The 15,222-nt window shown below is 66.3% G+C and carries 16 protein-coding genes; 11 read left to right on the top strand and 5 right to left on the bottom strand.

Annotation, left to right across the window (positions count from 1 at the left end):
* Positions 1–51 precede the first annotated feature (51 nt).
* The 8 genes from NG698_RS18300 (at position 52) to NG698_RS18265 (ending at position 6,920) form a co-directional block, all read left to right on the top strand.
* On the top strand, positions 52–1,143 hold the full coding sequence (locus NG698_RS18300) for a hypothetical protein (protein WP_141138841.1): 1,092 nt from the start codon (positions 52–54) through the stop codon (positions 1,141–1,143).
* Positions 1,091–1,975 carry a glycosyltransferase gene (locus tag NG698_RS18295; protein WP_252611457.1) on the top strand — a complete coding sequence of 295 codons (885 nt, stop codon included), beginning with the start codon at positions 1,091–1,093 and terminating at the stop codon, positions 1,973–1,975. The genes NG698_RS18300 and NG698_RS18295 overlap by 53 nt, the downstream gene beginning before the upstream one ends.
* Positions 1,965–3,248 carry a lipopolysaccharide biosynthesis protein gene (locus tag NG698_RS18290; protein WP_252611456.1) on the top strand — a complete coding sequence of 428 codons (1,284 nt, stop codon included), beginning with the start codon at positions 1,965–1,967 and terminating at the stop codon, positions 3,246–3,248. Before NG698_RS18295 ends, NG698_RS18290 begins: the two co-directional genes overlap by 11 nt.
* Complete coding sequence (locus NG698_RS18285) at positions 3,245–5,023, top strand: glycosyltransferase (protein ID WP_252611454.1); 1,779 nt, start codon at positions 3,245–3,247, stop codon at positions 5,021–5,023. The genes NG698_RS18290 and NG698_RS18285 overlap by 4 nt, the downstream gene beginning before the upstream one ends.
* On the top strand, positions 5,020–5,358 hold the full coding sequence (locus NG698_RS18280; RefSeq protein ID WP_104062931.1) for a hypothetical protein: 339 nt from the start codon (positions 5,020–5,022) through the stop codon (positions 5,356–5,358). The genes NG698_RS18285 and NG698_RS18280 overlap by 4 nt, the downstream gene beginning before the upstream one ends.
* Complete coding sequence (locus NG698_RS18275) at positions 5,355–5,579, top strand: hypothetical protein (RefSeq protein ID WP_252611452.1); 225 nt, start codon at positions 5,355–5,357, stop codon at positions 5,577–5,579. Before NG698_RS18280 ends, NG698_RS18275 begins: the two co-directional genes overlap by 4 nt.
* On the top strand, positions 5,576–6,628 hold the full coding sequence (locus NG698_RS18270; protein WP_252611450.1) for a metallophosphoesterase family protein: 1,053 nt from the start codon (positions 5,576–5,578) through the stop codon (positions 6,626–6,628). The genes NG698_RS18275 and NG698_RS18270 overlap by 4 nt, the downstream gene beginning before the upstream one ends.
* Positions 6,629–6,740: 112 nt before the next feature.
* The gene (locus NG698_RS18265; protein WP_308293052.1) at positions 6,741–6,920 is read left to right on the top strand and encodes a hypothetical protein; all 180 of its coding nucleotides are present in this window, start codon (positions 6,741–6,743) and stop codon (positions 6,918–6,920) included.
* A gap of 149 nt (positions 6,921–7,069) precedes the next feature.
* Here the strand turns inward: NG698_RS18265 and rplI are convergent, their stop codons facing one another.
* The 4 genes from rplI to rpsF form a co-directional block, all read right to left on the bottom strand.
* Positions 7,070–7,522: a 50S ribosomal protein L9 gene (gene rplI / locus NG698_RS18260; protein ID WP_056341694.1), complete on the bottom strand. Its 453-nt coding sequence runs from the start codon at positions 7,520–7,522 to the stop codon at positions 7,070–7,072.
* Positions 7,523–7,539: 17 nt separating this feature from the next.
* Complete coding sequence (gene rpsR, locus NG698_RS18255) at positions 7,540–7,779, bottom strand: 30S ribosomal protein S18 (RefSeq protein WP_003800144.1); 240 nt, start codon at positions 7,777–7,779, stop codon at positions 7,540–7,542.
* Between the two features lie 128 nt (positions 7,780–7,907).
* Positions 7,908–8,489: a single-stranded DNA-binding protein gene (locus tag NG698_RS18250; protein ID WP_056341689.1), complete on the bottom strand. Its 582-nt coding sequence runs from the start codon at positions 8,487–8,489 to the stop codon at positions 7,908–7,910.
* Positions 8,490–8,562: 73 nt separating this feature from the next.
* The gene (gene rpsF / locus NG698_RS18245) at positions 8,563–8,868 is read right to left on the bottom strand and encodes a 30S ribosomal protein S6 (protein ID WP_011693941.1); all 306 of its coding nucleotides are present in this window, start codon (positions 8,866–8,868) and stop codon (positions 8,563–8,565) included.
* Positions 8,869–9,230: 362 nt separating this feature from the next.
* On the opposite strand from rpsF, the gene NG698_RS18240 reads away from it, so the two are divergent.
* From NG698_RS18240 to NG698_RS18230, 3 genes are all read left to right on the top strand, one after another.
* Positions 9,231–11,987 (top strand): AAA family ATPase, encoded by a 2,757-nt coding sequence (locus tag NG698_RS18240; protein WP_308293051.1) that lies wholly within the window; start codon positions 9,231–9,233, stop codon positions 11,985–11,987.
* A gap of 244 nt (positions 11,988–12,231) precedes the next feature.
* Positions 12,232–13,395 carry a DegT/DnrJ/EryC1/StrS family aminotransferase gene (locus NG698_RS18235; protein ID WP_252611446.1) on the top strand — a complete coding sequence of 388 codons (1,164 nt, stop codon included), beginning with the start codon at positions 12,232–12,234 and terminating at the stop codon, positions 13,393–13,395.
* Complete coding sequence (locus NG698_RS18230; RefSeq protein WP_252611444.1) at positions 13,392–14,027, top strand: NeuD/PglB/VioB family sugar acetyltransferase; 636 nt, start codon at positions 13,392–13,394, stop codon at positions 14,025–14,027. Before NG698_RS18235 ends, NG698_RS18230 begins: the two co-directional genes overlap by 4 nt.
* Before the next feature lie 218 nt (positions 14,028–14,245).
* Here NG698_RS18230 and NG698_RS18225 read toward each other — a convergent pair whose 3' ends face one another.
* Positions 14,246–15,088, bottom strand: a complete 843-nt coding sequence (locus tag NG698_RS18225; protein ID WP_252611442.1) for a glycosyltransferase family 2 protein — start codon at positions 15,086–15,088, stop codon at positions 14,246–14,248.
* Between the last annotated feature and the right edge of the window lie 134 nt (positions 15,089–15,222).

The raw sequence follows: 15,222 nt of genomic DNA, 5'->3' as shown, positions 1-15,222 counted from the left end.
GCCGGGGCCGAGACACCATCCGACCGAGACCACCCCAGACAGGAGACGACCATGCGCACCTGGCAGAGCAAGGCACTGCACTTCGACATCCACGGCCGCATCACGATCCGCGTCGACGCAAAGGCGCCGTCAGCGACCCAGCTCCAGAGCATGTTGGCGTGTTTCGCCACCGACACCGAACGGCCGGCCGACATCGTCGTCGACGCCGGGCCGGAGCCGATGCCGGATGCGGGTCTGCTCGAGCACGAGCTCGCGTACACGGGGAACAGCGTGCGCTTCCAAGCCGATCGCGTCCAGATCGTGAGAGACGCAGAGCAGTGGCGCATTCACGGACCGGGTGAGCTGTTGACCTCCGTGGTCCCTGTTCTCGATGTCGCCATGGTCGGTCGAGGAGCCGGCATGATCCACGCGGCAACGATGGCGTACCGGGGTCACGCGATTGCGCTTCCCGCCGCCGGAGGGACCGGTAAGACGAGCACCGCTGCCAAGCTGATGCGGCGCGAGGGGTGGTCGTTCATGGGTGACGACTGGGCCTTCCTCGCCGAGGACGCCACGCTGCTCGGCTACGCGAAGCCGATGTTCATCAAGCCGCACCACCGGGCCATCTACCCGCACCTGTTCGAAGGTGTCCGGAAACCCCTCGTCCCGTCACAGCTCTCGAAGAGCGTCGGCCGTCTCACGACGGTGGTGCATCCTTACGTCATCCGTTATCCGCGCCTCGCGGACTTCTCCCGGCGATGGTCGCCGGAGCACCGCATGGTCGAGGCGGGGACCGCGTTCCCGGGGCGAGAAGTGACGACCTCGGCCCCGCTCGCGGCCGCCATCTACATCGAGCGCTTCGAGGGCGCCCGGTCTCGGATCGTCGAGCGGACGAGCGACTGGATGGTCGACCGCATGATCGGCAACTTCCACATCGAGATGGCGGGCTTCTCGCAGCGGGTCGTGACTGGCTTGGCGGCCACGTCCGTCCTCCCGTGGCGCGAGCACTTCGCGGCGAAGGGGGTCGTGCTGAGCAAGGCACTCGACGGACGTCCCTGCCACCTGCTGCAGGTGCCCTCCGCGTACACGGCGGACGAAGCGTCGGACGACATTGTCCGGTATCTCGAGGAGCTGCTGCCGTCGGTCCTCGACCAGGAGGCCTGAAGTGCGGGACACAGAGAGTCACAGCCCTGCCGAGATCACCGCGGTCGTTCCGGCCCGCAACGCGGAGCACCTGCTCCCGCGCTGTCTGGGGGCCCTGCGTCAGTCAGGTGTAGCCGAGATCATCGTGGTGGACGGATGCTCCACCGACCGCACCGTCGACCTCGCCCTAGCGGCCGGTGCCCGGGTCCTGAGTGACGAGGGGCGCGGCCTGCCATGGGCTCGAACGCTCGGTGTGCAGAGCAGCAGCACCCGTTGGGTCCTGCTCGTCGACGCCGACGTCGTGTTCGGGCCCACGGGGGTTGCCGACCTGCTCACGGAGCTGGTCGAGGGCGGCTACGACGCCCTCCAGGCCGGTCTGGAGAGTGTCGCTGGACCGGGCTACTGGGGGCAGGCGCTGGCACATCACCATCGCACCGGCCGCAGCCGCAACTGGTTCGGGCTTGTGGCGACGGTCGTCGACCGGGACCTCATGCTGGGCGTGGGTTTCGACGACTCGTTCAAGTCGGGAGAGGACATCGAGCTGCGTTGGCGGATGCGGGAGTCAGGGCTGCGAACGGCGGTGTCACGCCGGGTCGTCGTCGAACATCGTTTTGCCGCAGACGACTTCGACTTCGCGCTCGACCAGTTCCTCATGGACGGAACGGGACTGGGACGGATGGTCCGCAAGCACGGCTGGCGCGGTGCGAGGTTGGCGCTGCTGCCCTTCGCCGCGGCAGTCCGGGGCAGCGCCTTGAGCCTCGCCGCGGGCCAGCCACGGTGGCTGCGCTACTACTTCGCCTTCTGCTGGTATAACTACGCCGGCCTGGCGAAGGGGTTGCGTCGTGAGCGCTGAGCGGGGGACCACTGTCCGGGACGGCTCGACCGTCCGGCACTCCGCTTTGCGCAGCTCCCTCGGCCTCATCGTGGGCAAGGCTGCCCAGATTGGCTGGGGTTTTGCCTTCTGGGTCGTGGCCGCGCGCGCGACGTCAGACCGTGAGGTCGGGCTCACCATGGCCGCGGTCGCGGCAGTGATGATCTGCACGCAGCTCGCGGTGCTGGGTGCCGGGTCGGCCGTAATCGTCGCGGTGGGGCGAGGAGAGCCCCCCGCACGGGTGCTGGACTCGGCGTTCGCCATCGTGGGGGTAGCCGGCACCGTGCTGGCCCTCGGCTACCTCGTGCTGCAGTCGGCTGTGGCGCCGGACACGGCGTCGACATCGGTTCTCTTCTGGCTTACGTTCCTCGCGGCTGCCGTCACCGGCACCTTGGTGATTGTGCTGGACCAGGCGCTCGTGGCGTTGGGACGCGGTGCCAGCGCGACCTTGAGGTACGCGTTGGGCGGCGGGGTTTCACTCGGGGCTGCAGCGCTCGTGTCCTGGCAGGCGCACGGCGCCTCCGCCGACGTCGTAATGGCCTGCTGGACCCTCGGGAATACGGTGGCGTGCGTCGTCGGTGTGATCCAGCTGCGAAAACTGATTGGCTACCGGCCGCGACCATCCTTGCGCTCGGCGCGCGGCCGTCCACTGCTGGCGGTGGGTATTCCGTACCAGCTCCTCACCCTCACCGAGCGCGCCCCCGGGCTGGTGCTGCCGCTCCTGCTGGCCCACACGGTGGCGCCGGAGATCGCTGCCTACTGGTATCCCGCATGGATGATGGCCTGGGCCGCCTACTCCGCTCCGATGTTGATGGGCATCGTCCAGTTCTCCGAAGGCGTCCGCGACCCGCACCGCCTGGTGTCTACAACCTGGGCGAGTCTCCGTTGGTCGCTTGCCGTAGGAGGTCTGGCGGCAGTCGTCCTCGTCCTCCTCGCTCACCCGCTGCTCAGTCTGCTGGGCGAGCGGTACGCCGACGCATCCGCGGACGCTCTGCGGTGGTTGGCGGCCGGACTGGTGCCGTACGCGGTGCTGCAGGCGTACAACGCCGTGTGCCGGGCTCTCGGCCGCTACACAGAGCCGATCGTAGTAGGCGTGACGCTCGGAGTCGCCCTCTGCACCTCAGCGCTGTTCGTCGCCGGAACGGGCCCCGGCGCCATGGCCCTTGCGTGGCTGGTGGTGCTCTCCATTGGGGCCGTTGCGGCCGGCCTCCGGTTAGTCGCCGTTCTCCGGCGCATCACGAAGGAGTCACGATGACCACCACAATTGAAGCACCCAACCGCATCCAGGGACGCTGGAAGCCCCGTGACGTGTGGTGCGCACTGGCGGGAGTAGTGTCACTGGCTCTTGCCGTGTGGGCCGCGTCCACGGTGGCAGTGCCCGTTAGCAGCGATCTGGGGCTCGCAGCCGTGCTCCCCTACCCGTTCTGGGTGGGGGTTCTGATCCTGAACGTCGCCTTCATCGTGGCGCTGCGCGGAGATGCCGCGGGCCCGGCGCGCCGCCCGGTCATGTTGTGGCTGGTCGTGGTGCTGGTGCTCGTGCTCTTCGGGACCGCAGCCTTCGTGACGGACGTACCGCGGGGTGAGGTCGCGTTCCGTCATCTCGGCATTGCGGACGCCCTCTCGCGCACCGAGGGGATCGACCCCGACATCGATGCTTACTTCAACTGGCCGGGTTTCTTCGCCCTTCTGGCGACGGTGCTGAAGGCGACCGGTCTCGACCCGGTGACCGTTGCCCTGTGGGCACCGGTGCTCAACATGGGACTGTGGCTCGCTGCCCTGAGTGTGCTGACGGGCTACCTGACGCGCGATCCGCGGCGGCGCTGGCTCGTGCTCTGGATCTTCTGCCTCGGCAACTGGCAGGACCAGGACTACTTGTCTCCCCAGGCCTTCGGCTTCTTCCTGTACCTCGTCGTGATCGCGCTGGTCCTTGGCCCGTTGGCCGCGCGGACCCCTAAGTTTCTCGGCTTCGGACGCGCCGACCTGACGGCGTGGTGGCTAGGGCGGTCGCCCGCAGAGCACCGGCCGGGGCACCGGGTGAGCGCCCTCGCGGTGACCCTCTTGCTCATCACGGTCATCTGTGCGAGCCATCAGCTGACGCCGTTCCTGGTGCTCATCACCGTTACCGCTCTCACCTTGAGCGGACGTGTCTGGCCCAGCCGGCTGCCCCTGATCACCGCGGTCGTGCTGGCGCTTTGGCTCGTCTTTCCCGCCAGTGCATACCTCGCCGGGAACCCACCCCTGGCGGAAGGAGGACTGCTGGCCGCGATCGACGCCAACGTCGTCGACCGCGTGAGCGGGACTGCCGGCCACGTGCTCGTGGTGCAGGTCAGGGTCCTTCTCACCCTCGTGCTGTGGGCGCTCGCCACGGCGGGGGCCGTGCGCGACTGGCGCAGGGGGCGTCTCGACATCCGGGTGGTCCTCCTCGCCGTCACCCCACTGCTGCTCTTCCCCGTGCAGTTGTACGGCGGGGAGATGCTCATCCGCGTCTCGCTTTTCGCGTTGCCCTTCATCGCTCTGCAGGCGTGCTCGGTCCTGCTTCCCGCGGACGGCAGCACACGCCCCTCCTCCCGCGCCGCGGGTGGCCTTGTGCTCACGTGCCTCCTGCTGGCCGGGATGACCGTGACAGGCCGGTTCGGGAACGCCCAGTATGACGTCTTCACCGACAATGAGATCACCGCCGTCGCCGCTGTGAAGCGTCTCGCGCCCCCCGGCTCGATGATCATCTCGGCGTCCACCCCGACGCCGTGGCGCAGCGAGGCATACCTCGAACACCGGTACCGGACGATCGACTTCATGTGCAAGTCCGACTTGTCGACGGCGACGTGCGGCCCACTCGTCTACGAAGACGCCAGGGACAACCCTGCCGGTGCCGTCGTGCTGCTCACGCGCTCGTCGGAGGCGAGTCTCGTGCTCCGGGGCGTCAGCAGCGAGGGCAGCTTCGACGAGCTGGAGGCGTGGTTGAGCGCGCAGGACGGCGTGGAGCTCGTGTTCAGCAACGTTGACGCACGCGTTTACCGGGTGACACCATGAACGCCGGCATCAGCCGGCCCACCGCGGTGCTCGGTCTCGCGGCCGTCGCACTGTCGCTGGTGACGCTCCTCGGGCTGCCGACACCGCTGCAGGCGGTCGCCGCGATAGCCGTCCTCATCCTGCTTCCAGGGCAGGCACTGGCCCGCCTCACGCCGGTTACCGACTTCGCGCTCCGCGCGCTGCTGGTCCTGGCGCTTGGCCTCGCCGCCCTCACGGCGGTGTCCACGGCGATGTTCTACCTCGCTGTGTGGTCGTGGCAGGCATGCGTTGTCACGATGGGCGTCATCACCATCCTCGCGTGCATAGCACGCGCACGACAGGAGGCCGTTTCATGATCGATCTGTCGGTACTGCTCGCGACAGCCGCGCTGGTCGTCACCCTCGCCCTGCTCGTTACCCTCGTCGGGCTTGAGGTCCGACGCGTTGGGCCGGAAGCCGGTCAGCCCACGACACGTCCGAGGCTACTCGGCCGGACAGTGAGCCGCAGGGTCGTGGCCGTCATGTGGATGGTGTCCCTGCTCTTCTTCCTTCCACGTGTGTTGGAACTGCTAGCGTGAGCCGCCCGGCACGGTGGTGGCTCCTCAGCGACCTGCACCTGGGTGTGTCCGACGACGACCCCCGGTGCCCCGGCAAAGTGCTGCCCGATTTCCTGCGCCGCGAGGTGCTCGCTGCCTCCGGTCTGCAGCAGCACGTCGTCTTTGTCGGTGACACGTTCGAGCTGGCTGGGGTCAATGAGGACGAGAGCCTGGCCCGGCTCGAGTCCATCCTCGTCCGACATCTCGAGACGTTCCGGGCGCTGGAGGAGTGTGCGGCGCGCGGCGTGCACCTGCACTTCGTGTGCGGAAACCACGATGTGGAGCTGGCCCGGCCCTCGGTTGCGGCCCGCCTGTCGGCGCTGCTGTCCCCCGCAGAGCCCACGCGGGTCCGGGTGCACCCGTGGTTCCTGCACGTGCCCCATGTGCTCGTGGCCGAGCACGGGCACCAGCACCACGCGCTGCACCGGATTCCCGAGGTGCTCCGCGCGGCGGTCAACGGCACCGACGAGCTGGACCTTCCGCCGCTCGCCGCCTGGCACGCCCATCCGTCGAGGTCGCGCCTGGGCCGTGCCGGGGCCGTTGCCCGGTCGTGCCTGGCGTCGGAGCTGGCGGAACGTCGCATTCGGGAGCCCGCGTACGACGAGCTGTTGCAGGGCGAGTCACTGCGGCTCGCGCTCGACGGGGTGACCGTTCGGGACCTGGCGCGCCTGTCCCGGTTCCGGACGGTGTCGGCGCTCCCGGTCGCCGCGACTCGCATAGTGCTCTCGGCCGCCGGGCGCAGAGTCACCGGCGAGAAGGCTCCTGCTGCAGCGGGCCGGTTCGCACGTACCCTCGAGGCGCACGGTTCCGGAGTGGCCTGGTACGTCTCGGGCCACACCCACCGGGCCCTCGAGTCGGCGCTCGAGGCGTGCCCCACCCGATACGTCAACACCGGCACGTGGTGTTCGGACGTCCGCGGTCGCGGACCTGACCAGTCGGACCGTCGGGCGTTCCCGTACGCCGTGGTCGACGTCGCCCGCGACGGCACCACCAGCGGCGGGCTGCGGTACTGGCGTCCGGACGGTGGCTGAGCCGGGCATCGCGCCGGCGGCGCGCGGGGGGGAGTATTGCGGCTCACCGCCGCTGGCTACCATCCGGACCGGCGCGGCTGACAAGTGACCTGGGCTCTGCGAGACTTCCGTCATGGCTGAAAACAAGACCCAGGCAACCGGCGCCTCAGTGGACGAATTCCTGGCCGCAGTCGGGGACCCTGTCAGGCACCGTGATGGCCAGCGGCTGCTGGCGCTCATGAGGGAGATCACCGGCAAAGAGCCCGAGATGTGGGGGCCGACCATCGTGGGCTTTGGGCGGTACCACTACTGACTGACGCGCGACATGGCACTTAACCGCAGTCCCGGGCACCGACACTGCCGCCAAGTGCCATGTCGGCGCAGCGCAGGGCACAAAAAACCCCGCCGCCGGTGACGGCAACGGGGGTTTTTGTGCAGTTTGAGGCTGCGTAACCGGAAAGGCTACTTGCCTGCGACTACGTTGAGTTCGATCACAGCGGCAACGTCAGCGTGGAGGCGGACGTTGGCCTGGTAGGAACCAACCGACTTGATGTGTGCCGGCAGTTCAACCTTGCGCTTGTCGATTTTGCCAAGGCCAGCGGCCTCAACAGCGTCGGCTACGTCGGCCTGCTTGACGGTGCCGAACAGGCGTCCGGTCTCGCCAGCCTTGACGACGAGCTTGACCGGCTTCGCGGAGAGTGCAGCGGCCTGCTTCTGAGCGTCTTCCAGGGAAGCGTGCTCGCGGGCGGCGCGGGCAGTCTTGATGGACTCAACCTGCTTCTCGCCACCCTTCGACCAGGTCAGGGCGAAGTTGCGGGGCAGCAGGTAGTTACGTGCGTAACCGTCCTTGACCTCGACAACGTCGCCAGCGGCACCGAGACCGGTTACTTCGTGGGTCAGAATGAGCTTTGCCATGTTAGTCAGTCCCTTCCTTAGCCGCGGCCAGCGCCGGAGTAGGGCAGCAGTGCAACTTCGCGGGCGTTCTTGATTGCCTGGGCGATCTTGCGCTGTTCCTGCACCGTGACGCCAGTGACGCGACGGGCGCGGATCTTTCCGCGGTCGGAGATGAACTTGCGCAGCAATGCTACGTCCTTGTAGTCGATGACAGTGATGTCAGCGGCCTTCAAGGGGTTGGACTTTGGTTTGGGCTTACGGAGTTCAGCCTTAGCCATCGTGGAGCTCCTATTCTATGGAGCCCGTGGATGTTGATCCACGGGATGGTGGTGGTCCGACGGCGGCAGCCACGTCAGATGCCTTGCGGCACTTTCGGCGGTCCCGGCGTCGGGCCTAAATGATTGGTTTAGAAGGGAGGTTCGGAATCGGGGCCGTTGCCCCAGCCGCCACCTGCATTGGAGACACCGGGCGTCGCCCAGGGATCCTCCTGTGCAGCCGGCTGGTTGCCGCCACCGAAGCTTCCACCGGAGTTGCCGCCCTGGTTTCCACCAGTGTTGCCGCCTCCGAAGCCGCCGCCGCTGTTGCCGCCGCCGAAGCCACCCTGACCACCCTGACCACCGGAGCGTTGGGTGCGGTTGACCTTGGCATTGGCGTAACGCAGGCTCGGGCCGATTTCATCGACTTCGAGCTCGATAACGGTGCGCTTTTCGCCTTCTTTTGTTTCGTAGGAACGGCTCTTCAAACGGCCGGAAACGATCACGCGCATGCCCTTGGTGAGGGACTCTGCGACGTTCTCGGCTGCTTCACGCCAAACCGCTGCGCGGAGGAACAGGGTTTCCCCGTCCTTCCACTCATTGGACTGGCGGTCAAAGGTGCGCGGGGTGGAAGCGATGGTGAAGTTCGCGACTGCCGAACCTGACGGTGTGAACCGCAATTCCGGGTCACTGGTGAGATTACCGATGACCGTAATAGTGGTTTCGCCTGCCATCTACTGCCTCCTTGTTCGATCCTGGGTGAAGAATTCGATCCTGCGGGGTAAAGAATGAAAATCGGAGCTGAAATTACTCAGCAACAACCTTCTGCTCTTCGGGGCGGGTGATCTTGGTGCGCATGATGGTCTCGTTAAGAGACAGCTGGCGGTCAAGTTCCTTGGCGGTGTCCGGCTTGGCGGTGAAGTTCACCACGGCGTAGATACCTTCGGACTTCTTCTTGATTTCGTAAGCCAGTCGACGACGGCCCCAGATGTCAACCTTTTCGATGGTTCCACCATCGTTGGTGATGACGTTCAGGAACTTCTGAAGCGACGGCTCAACGGTACGCTCTTCGACCTCGGGGTCGATGATTACCATCAATTCGTAAGGACGCATATGTGAACCCACCTCCTTTGGGCTAAGCGGTTACGGCATTTCCGTAACAGGAGGTTCATTTGCGATGCCGTGCAATGCCCGGCCAACAGAACGGAGGCAGGGCGCAGCACAGACTTCAATATCTTAGTGCATTTGGACCGGATAGGCGATTCGCGCTTGACTCAAGGCTACGCGTAGCGCGCGCGTCGCCGGAAGCGTCCGGCGGGCTATGTGGATAACCCGGGAAACAGGCTCCGCGCATGAGGCAAAAGTCTCTGGTGCCCGCCGCGGAACAGGGCTATATTTGCAAGAACGGCTGGGTACCGTGCTGGACGCAATGACGCGGCCAGGAAAGCCGGTCCGCGTGTCGCGCAAGCGGCTGGATGGACCCAGGATTTTGGATAGAGCAAGCAGTTCGGTCTCCTTCTTCGATGGATGGGGACCACATGTCGTTAATAGGCAGAAGCAGGGAATTGGACCGGATACTCTCCGTAATCCGGGGTCCTAAGGATTCAGCCCTCAAGGTGGTGGGCCGGCGTGGGATGGGCAAATCCGCCCTCCTGTCCGAGATTCCCCGCCTTTCCGACTTCCGAACCGTTTTTCTCACCGCGAGCGTGTCCGAGTCCGACTGGCCGCTCTCCGGCCTTACCGCGCTCCTCACCGGCATCGACGACCCCGTCCTTAACCGTTTCGCCGATGAACTACTGCGCGATTCCAGCGGCGCCATGAACGTCCCCACTGTCTCCACCATGTTGCTCAACGGACTGCACCAGCGCTCGTCATCCCGGACGGTCATCGTCATCGATGATGCCGACCAGCTGGACCCCAGCAGCCAGGCCGTGATCGGATACCTGGCACGCCGGCTGACCGGGACGGACATGGCACTGTTTATGAGCGTGCGGGAAGAGACTGCCGAAAGTCCCTTCGCCTCCCTGCCGGCCCTCCAGTTGGCGCCGCTGAGCTACAACGACACGGTCCGCATGTTGGAGTCCATTCCGGCTCGGCAGACCGCGACAGCGGCGGTCCACGCAGTTGCCGCGGCCACCCAGGGGAACCCGCTCGCCGCCGTCGAGCTTTTTGGGCTGCTGCTGGAACGCCAGGCCGAGGGAAAATACGCACTCCCCGTCCCGCTCCCCGGCAAAGGCAGCTTCGAGGCCGAGTTCGCCGCCACCGTGGGCGGGCTCTCGCCAGGTGCGAGGCAGGTCCTGGACCTCCTCTCGCTGTCCTGCCGCAGCGATATCGCCACCCTGGAACGGGCATGCGACCAACTGTGGGGCGGGATCGACGAACTGCTGGCAAATGGCATGGTCAACCGGTCCGGACCACACCTGAGGATCCAGGACCAGCTGCTCCGGGGCTACGTTTATGCTGCCATGACACCGGCAACGCGGACCGCCAGCCACCGTGCCATGGCGGCCGCAGCGGAGCCCGCGGATCCCTATGCCCACCGCTGGCATCTGAGTTTTACCGCTTTGGAGCGGCAGACTCCGTTTGGCCTGCTCCGGTTTGCCGTTGACCTGATCCGAAGCGGCGAGGTGCCCTTCGCCGTCGAGTACATTGAACGGGCCCTGACCATCAACCCTTGGGAAGCGGAGACCACCGCCAGGCTCACCACGGTGGCCGAACTGCTGTTGAACAGGGGTGAGTTCGTCTACGCCAAGCGCTACCTGGACTGGGCCCAGCGGGTGACGCGGAACCCTGCCTTGGTCCTTCGACTGACAGGCCTCGCCTTCGAGATCCAGTTCATCCAGGGCGGCGCCGTGCGCTCCAGCATGGTGCTCCGGCTGGTGAAGGAATTCGGACAGCATGATCCGGCATTTGCAGCCCGCCTGCTCGTGGCCGCTGCGCTGTACTACGCGGACCGTTGGGAGCTTGAGGATGCCACCGGCCTGGTGCAGTACGCCGAGAAGTACCTGGACCATGCCTCCCCCGACTGCCTGGCACTGGCGGACAGCGCCCAGCGGCTCATCGAGGTGATCGGCGGGAAGTCCGGACAGTTCGGCCGCAAGCCCGACGGCGGGAACGAAACCGTGGCGTCCCTTCTGGTACAGGGCCGCGCGCTGGCCTACGCCGAACACCATGCTGCCGCCCAGGAGGCCTTTGCCCGGGTGCGGAACGTGCTGGAGGCCAATACCGTCAATTGGCGGGAAACCGCCGATTTCTTTGCTGTGGACAACGAAATCCGTGCCGGCAACGTCCGGAAAGCCGTGAAACTGATCGAGGACCTTGAACTGGCCGAACCGGAAACCAAATACCACCGTGGAATGCGGCACGTCTTCCGGGTCTGGCGGGCCAATGCGCTCGGAAACGAGCAACTCGCCCACGCCTACGCAACAGACGCACAGCACTTCTCCGGGGCGGAAAGCCACCCGGCCATCACGGCGCAACTGGCCGCGTGCCAGGGGCATTTTGCCCTCATGCGCGGAAATCTCGCCGAGTCCTTCGCGCAGCTGTCCCGGGCAGCGGAGATCGGCCAGGCCTTCAGCAACCCGACTCTGCTGCGCTGTGAGGCCGATCTGGTGGAAGTCCTGGTCAGGCTGGGCAGGCACAGGGAAGCCGCCCAGGCACTGTGGCACTTGGAAAGCCGGGCGGTGGGCCTGCGTTCGCCATGGCTCATGATGGCGGTTGCCCGGAGCCGGGCGATGCTGGCTGACGGCGAGCAGTCCCTCCAGATGTTCAATGATGCACTTGCAGGCAGGAACGCCCAGGAGTCCCTGCTGGAACGCGCCAGGACACTGCTCTGCTACTCCGAACGCCTCAACGCCTTCGGCCGCCTTCGGAGCGCCCGGGACGGTCTGCTTCGTGCCAAAGTGATGTTCGACGAAGCGGGTGCCCATGCCTGGGCCCAGCACGTGGACTCGCTGCTGCTCGACGAGCGGGTGGAACCAGCCGGCACGCCCGACAATCCGGCGATGCTGATGCTTGCAGACCACGAACGCGTGCTGGCCCGAATGGTGGCCCGCGGGATGCGGAACAAGGAAATCGCGGCCACCCTCTATGTGTCCGTCCGGACCGTGGAGGTGCGCCTGACTGCGATTTACAGGAAGCTCGGAGTCGAATCACGAGCCCAGCTGACGGCCCTTGCGGCCGGCAAGGAAGCCGCCTTCGCTAAGGAGCCGTTCGTCCTTCCTGCCGTCTAGGACAGTAGCCGGGCGGCGTGCCCCCTGATGGGGTGCATCCCGCCGCCGGGCCCCGAGCTGAGGCACCGGCGTTGCAGGTAACCGCAGTTCCCGCATTGTTCCCGGCCAGCGCCCGCAGTACCGCTTCCGTTCCGCCCCGGAACGGGACGGAAGGGACTAATTTTGCAATAGGCAATGAACATCCCGGAGCTGCACGTGGGAAGGACTCGGACATGAGAACGGCCACCAGGAAGGCCGGTGCACGGTGACTGCGGAAACCGTCCTTGCCCGCATCAACGTCATGGAACCCTGGCTCGGCGACAAAGAAGCCCGAGCCGTGGCGGACGTCCTGGCCTCCGGTCTGCTCTCGCAAGGGCCCAAGGTCAGGCAGTTCGAGGCGAGGTTCAGCGCCTCTCAAGAAGTGCGCCACGCCGTCGCAACCTCCAGCAGTACCACCGCACTGCACCTGGCGCTGATAGTGGCCGGCATCGGTCCCGGCGATGACGTGGTGGTGCCGTCGCTGGCCTTCATCGCCACGGCGAATGCTGTCACGTATATCGGGGCACGGCCGGTTTTCTGCGACGTGGACCCCGCCACCGGGACTGTGACTGCGGCCACGGTCCGGGCGGCATTGACCCTGGACACGCGGGCCGTGATCGTGGTGGACCAGTCCGGCGTCCCCGTTGACCTGGACCCCGTCCGCGAACTGTGCGACCGTCACGAAATCACTGTGATCGAAGACGCCGGCTGCGCCGTTGGCTCTGAATACAAGGGCAGGCCCGTGGGCACGGGGGCCGACATTACCGTGTGGTCGTTCCACCAGGACAATGTGCTGACCACTGGCGAGGGCGGGATGCTGACAACCCACCGGGCGGACTGGGCGGCACGGGCCCGGAGCCTCCGCGGCCACTCCCTGAACGTGCCGGCGGCGGACCGTCGCGGATCCCGCATTGCCGCGCCGGAGGTGTACGTCGAGGTCGGCTTCGACTACCAGATGACGGATCTGCAGGCCACCGTCGGCATCGTGCAGCTCGGCCGGCTGGGCGAGATAGTGGCTCGCCGACGGGAGATCGCCGCGAAGTATGAGGCAGGGCTTTCCGGCCTGACTGGTCTGCGGTTTGTGGCCGACCCACCGTACGGGACGGCCAACTTCCAGTCCTTTTGGGTCGAAGTCCTCCCGGATTTCGCCATTGACCGCGAAGGGCTCCTGGCCCGCCTGGCCGATGCCGGAATTTCGGCGCGCCGCGGCGCCATGGCGGCTCACCGGCAGCCTGCCTACCGGTGGCGCGAAACTGGCAACGCAGGGCTCCACAACACCGAACGGCTGACGGACCGGACCCTGGTTCTCCCGATTTTCCACGGCCTAGACAACGTGGGCCTGAACCGGGTCATGAACAGCGTACGGGCGGCCGCCGGTGTACGCCGGTGAGCGAACTCGTGCTGATCGCAGCAAGCGGGCTGGCCCGGGAGGTCCTGACCATGGTCCGCGCCAGCGGGCAGTACGACGTCGTAGGGCTGCTCGACGACGACAAGGAAATGGCAGGCGTCACCGTGGACGGTGCGCCGGTGCTGGGGACCATTGACGACGCCTCCAAGTTCACGCACGCACTGGTGCTGGTCTGCCTGGCCTCGGGAAAATCCCGGGAAACCGTGGTGGAACGGCTGGCGGCCCAGGGCGTGCGCGATGCCCGGTACGCCACTGCGATCGACCCCACCGTGGAGTGCCCCGAGGGTTGCCGGATCGGCCGGGGCAGCATCCTGCTGCGGAATGTGACGCTGACGGCTTCGGTCACGCTTGGGGCGCATGTTGTGGCCATGCCGTCCGTAACTTTCACGCACGACGACGACGTGGCGGACTTCGCGACGTTCGCCGCCGGTGTGTCGCTGGGCGGCGGAGTCCGGATCGGCCGGGCGGCCTACCTGGGACTGAATTCCAGCGTCCGGGCACGGACTTCAGTGGGGTCCTACGCGACTGTTGGCATGGGGGCGGCAGTGTTGAGCAACGTACCCGACGGCGAAACATGGGTCGGCGTCCCAGCCCACCCTATCGATCAGGAATGAGGCAGGGAAAGCACTCCGGCGGCAAGGCGCACTCCATGGCGGGGGCCAGCTTCAGTGCAGCCCGCTCCTCGACCGGTCTAAGTTCGTCGACGCGTTCACTCACTGGACCTCCCTCCATGGTGTGCCTATGAGCGCTGTCCCGGCCGATGCGCGGCCCTCGATATGCGCGATCCGGCGCCCTCGCAGATAGCCAGCGGCAGTGCAGGCCAGAACGGCCATCACCGCACCAGCGCGGCCCAAGCCCTGGGGGTTTGATCCCCGGCCCCAATCACGAATCCCGGAAAAAACGGCCCGTGGCAGTACGCTCCGGACGTATCGCCGCTCAGGGCCGAGTGCCCGCTTGTGGCCAACGATCTGGCTGACCTGGGCTTTGGAGATACCTTCGGACCAGGAACGCGACAACATGTAGGGGATGGTTCCCCTGTCGGCAGGGACGTGGTGACGAACCAGAGCGGCCGGCTCGTAGACGATCCGTGACCCGGGTGAGCCCATCTTGGAGCGGATGCAAATTTCGGTCTCCTCGCACCCGAGCGGTTTCGTGCCTTGCCGGCCGAGGGAGACATTGAATCCGCCCACCTGGCGGAGGACTTCGANTCGGAGGCCACCTTGGGCATTCCGCGGTGGCTGCATCCTACGATCCAGTCGAGCTCTTCACCGAAGTAGCCCGGACGGCCCGTTTCCCACACCGGTTCCACGCGGCCGCCGACGGCCAGGACATCAGGATCGTCATAGAGGGCGAGCAGCCGCTCCAGCCAGTCCGGCGCGGCTTCGGCGTCGTCGTCCAAGAAAGCCACGACGTCGGCGTCTGCCAGGCCCACCCCGGTATTTCGTGCGCCTGAGAGCCCCGGGGGGCCAGAGCTTTCAACTACTGTCACGTTGTCCACGATTTCGATGAGCCGCTCATACAGAGCCTCGTTGTGGTCAATGACCACCAGGACCTCCTGGGGCGCGACCGTTTGGGCCCGGACGGACTCGATGACATCCAGTAGCAGGTCCCAACGCTTCGCGGTGTAGGTACAAATGACAATAGAGGCGGTCGGCGGCGGGTTAAGGCTAAACATGCTGGCCTCCCCGAGCCGCGGAGAGGACTGTTTGGGGATCCATAGGCGTCCGCGGGACGCTGACATTTGCGTAGGTATATTTCACCCGGCGGAGGGCTTCAGGTCTGGCGCCTGCGGTGGGCGCCTCCCACATG

Source organism: Pseudarthrobacter raffinosi (genome assembly GCF_023913735.1).
Classification (GTDB): Bacteria; Actinomycetota; Actinomycetes; order Actinomycetales; family Micrococcaceae; genus Arthrobacter; species Arthrobacter raffinosi.
This window is presented reverse-complemented; position numbering and strand designations above follow the sequence as displayed.

Excerpts from the sequence above, each read along its gene's own strand:
- rplI (WP_056341694.1), bottom strand. The coding sequence starts at position 7,522 with ATGGCAAAGCTCATTCTGACCCACGAAGTAACCGGTCTCGGTGCCGCT.
- rpsF (WP_011693941.1), bottom strand. The coding sequence starts at position 8,868 with ATGCGTCCTTACGAATTGATGGTAATCATCGACCCCGAGGTCGAAGAG.
- NG698_RS18275 (WP_252611452.1), top strand. The coding sequence starts at position 5,355 with ATGATCGATCTGTCGGTACTGCTCGCGACAGCCGCGCTGGTCGTCACC.
- NG698_RS18240 (WP_308293051.1), top strand. The coding sequence starts at position 9,231 with ATGGACCCAGGATTTTGGATAGAGCAAGCAGTTCGGTCTCCTTCTTCG.
- NG698_RS18265 (WP_308293052.1), top strand. The coding sequence starts at position 6,741 with ATGGCTGAAAACAAGACCCAGGCAACCGGCGCCTCAGTGGACGAATTC.
- NG698_RS18300 (WP_141138841.1), top strand. The coding sequence starts at position 52 with ATGCGCACCTGGCAGAGCAAGGCACTGCACTTCGACATCCACGGCCGC.
- NG698_RS18285 (WP_252611454.1), top strand. The coding sequence starts at position 3,245 with ATGACCACCACAATTGAAGCACCCAACCGCATCCAGGGACGCTGGAAG.
- NG698_RS18280 (WP_104062931.1), top strand. The coding sequence starts at position 5,020 with ATGAACGCCGGCATCAGCCGGCCCACCGCGGTGCTCGGTCTCGCGGCC.
- rpsR (WP_003800144.1), bottom strand. The coding sequence starts at position 7,779 with ATGGCTAAGGCTGAACTCCGTAAGCCCAAACCAAAGTCCAACCCCTTG.
- NG698_RS18250 (WP_056341689.1), bottom strand. The coding sequence starts at position 8,489 with ATGGCAGGCGAAACCACTATTACGGTCATCGGTAATCTCACCAGTGAC.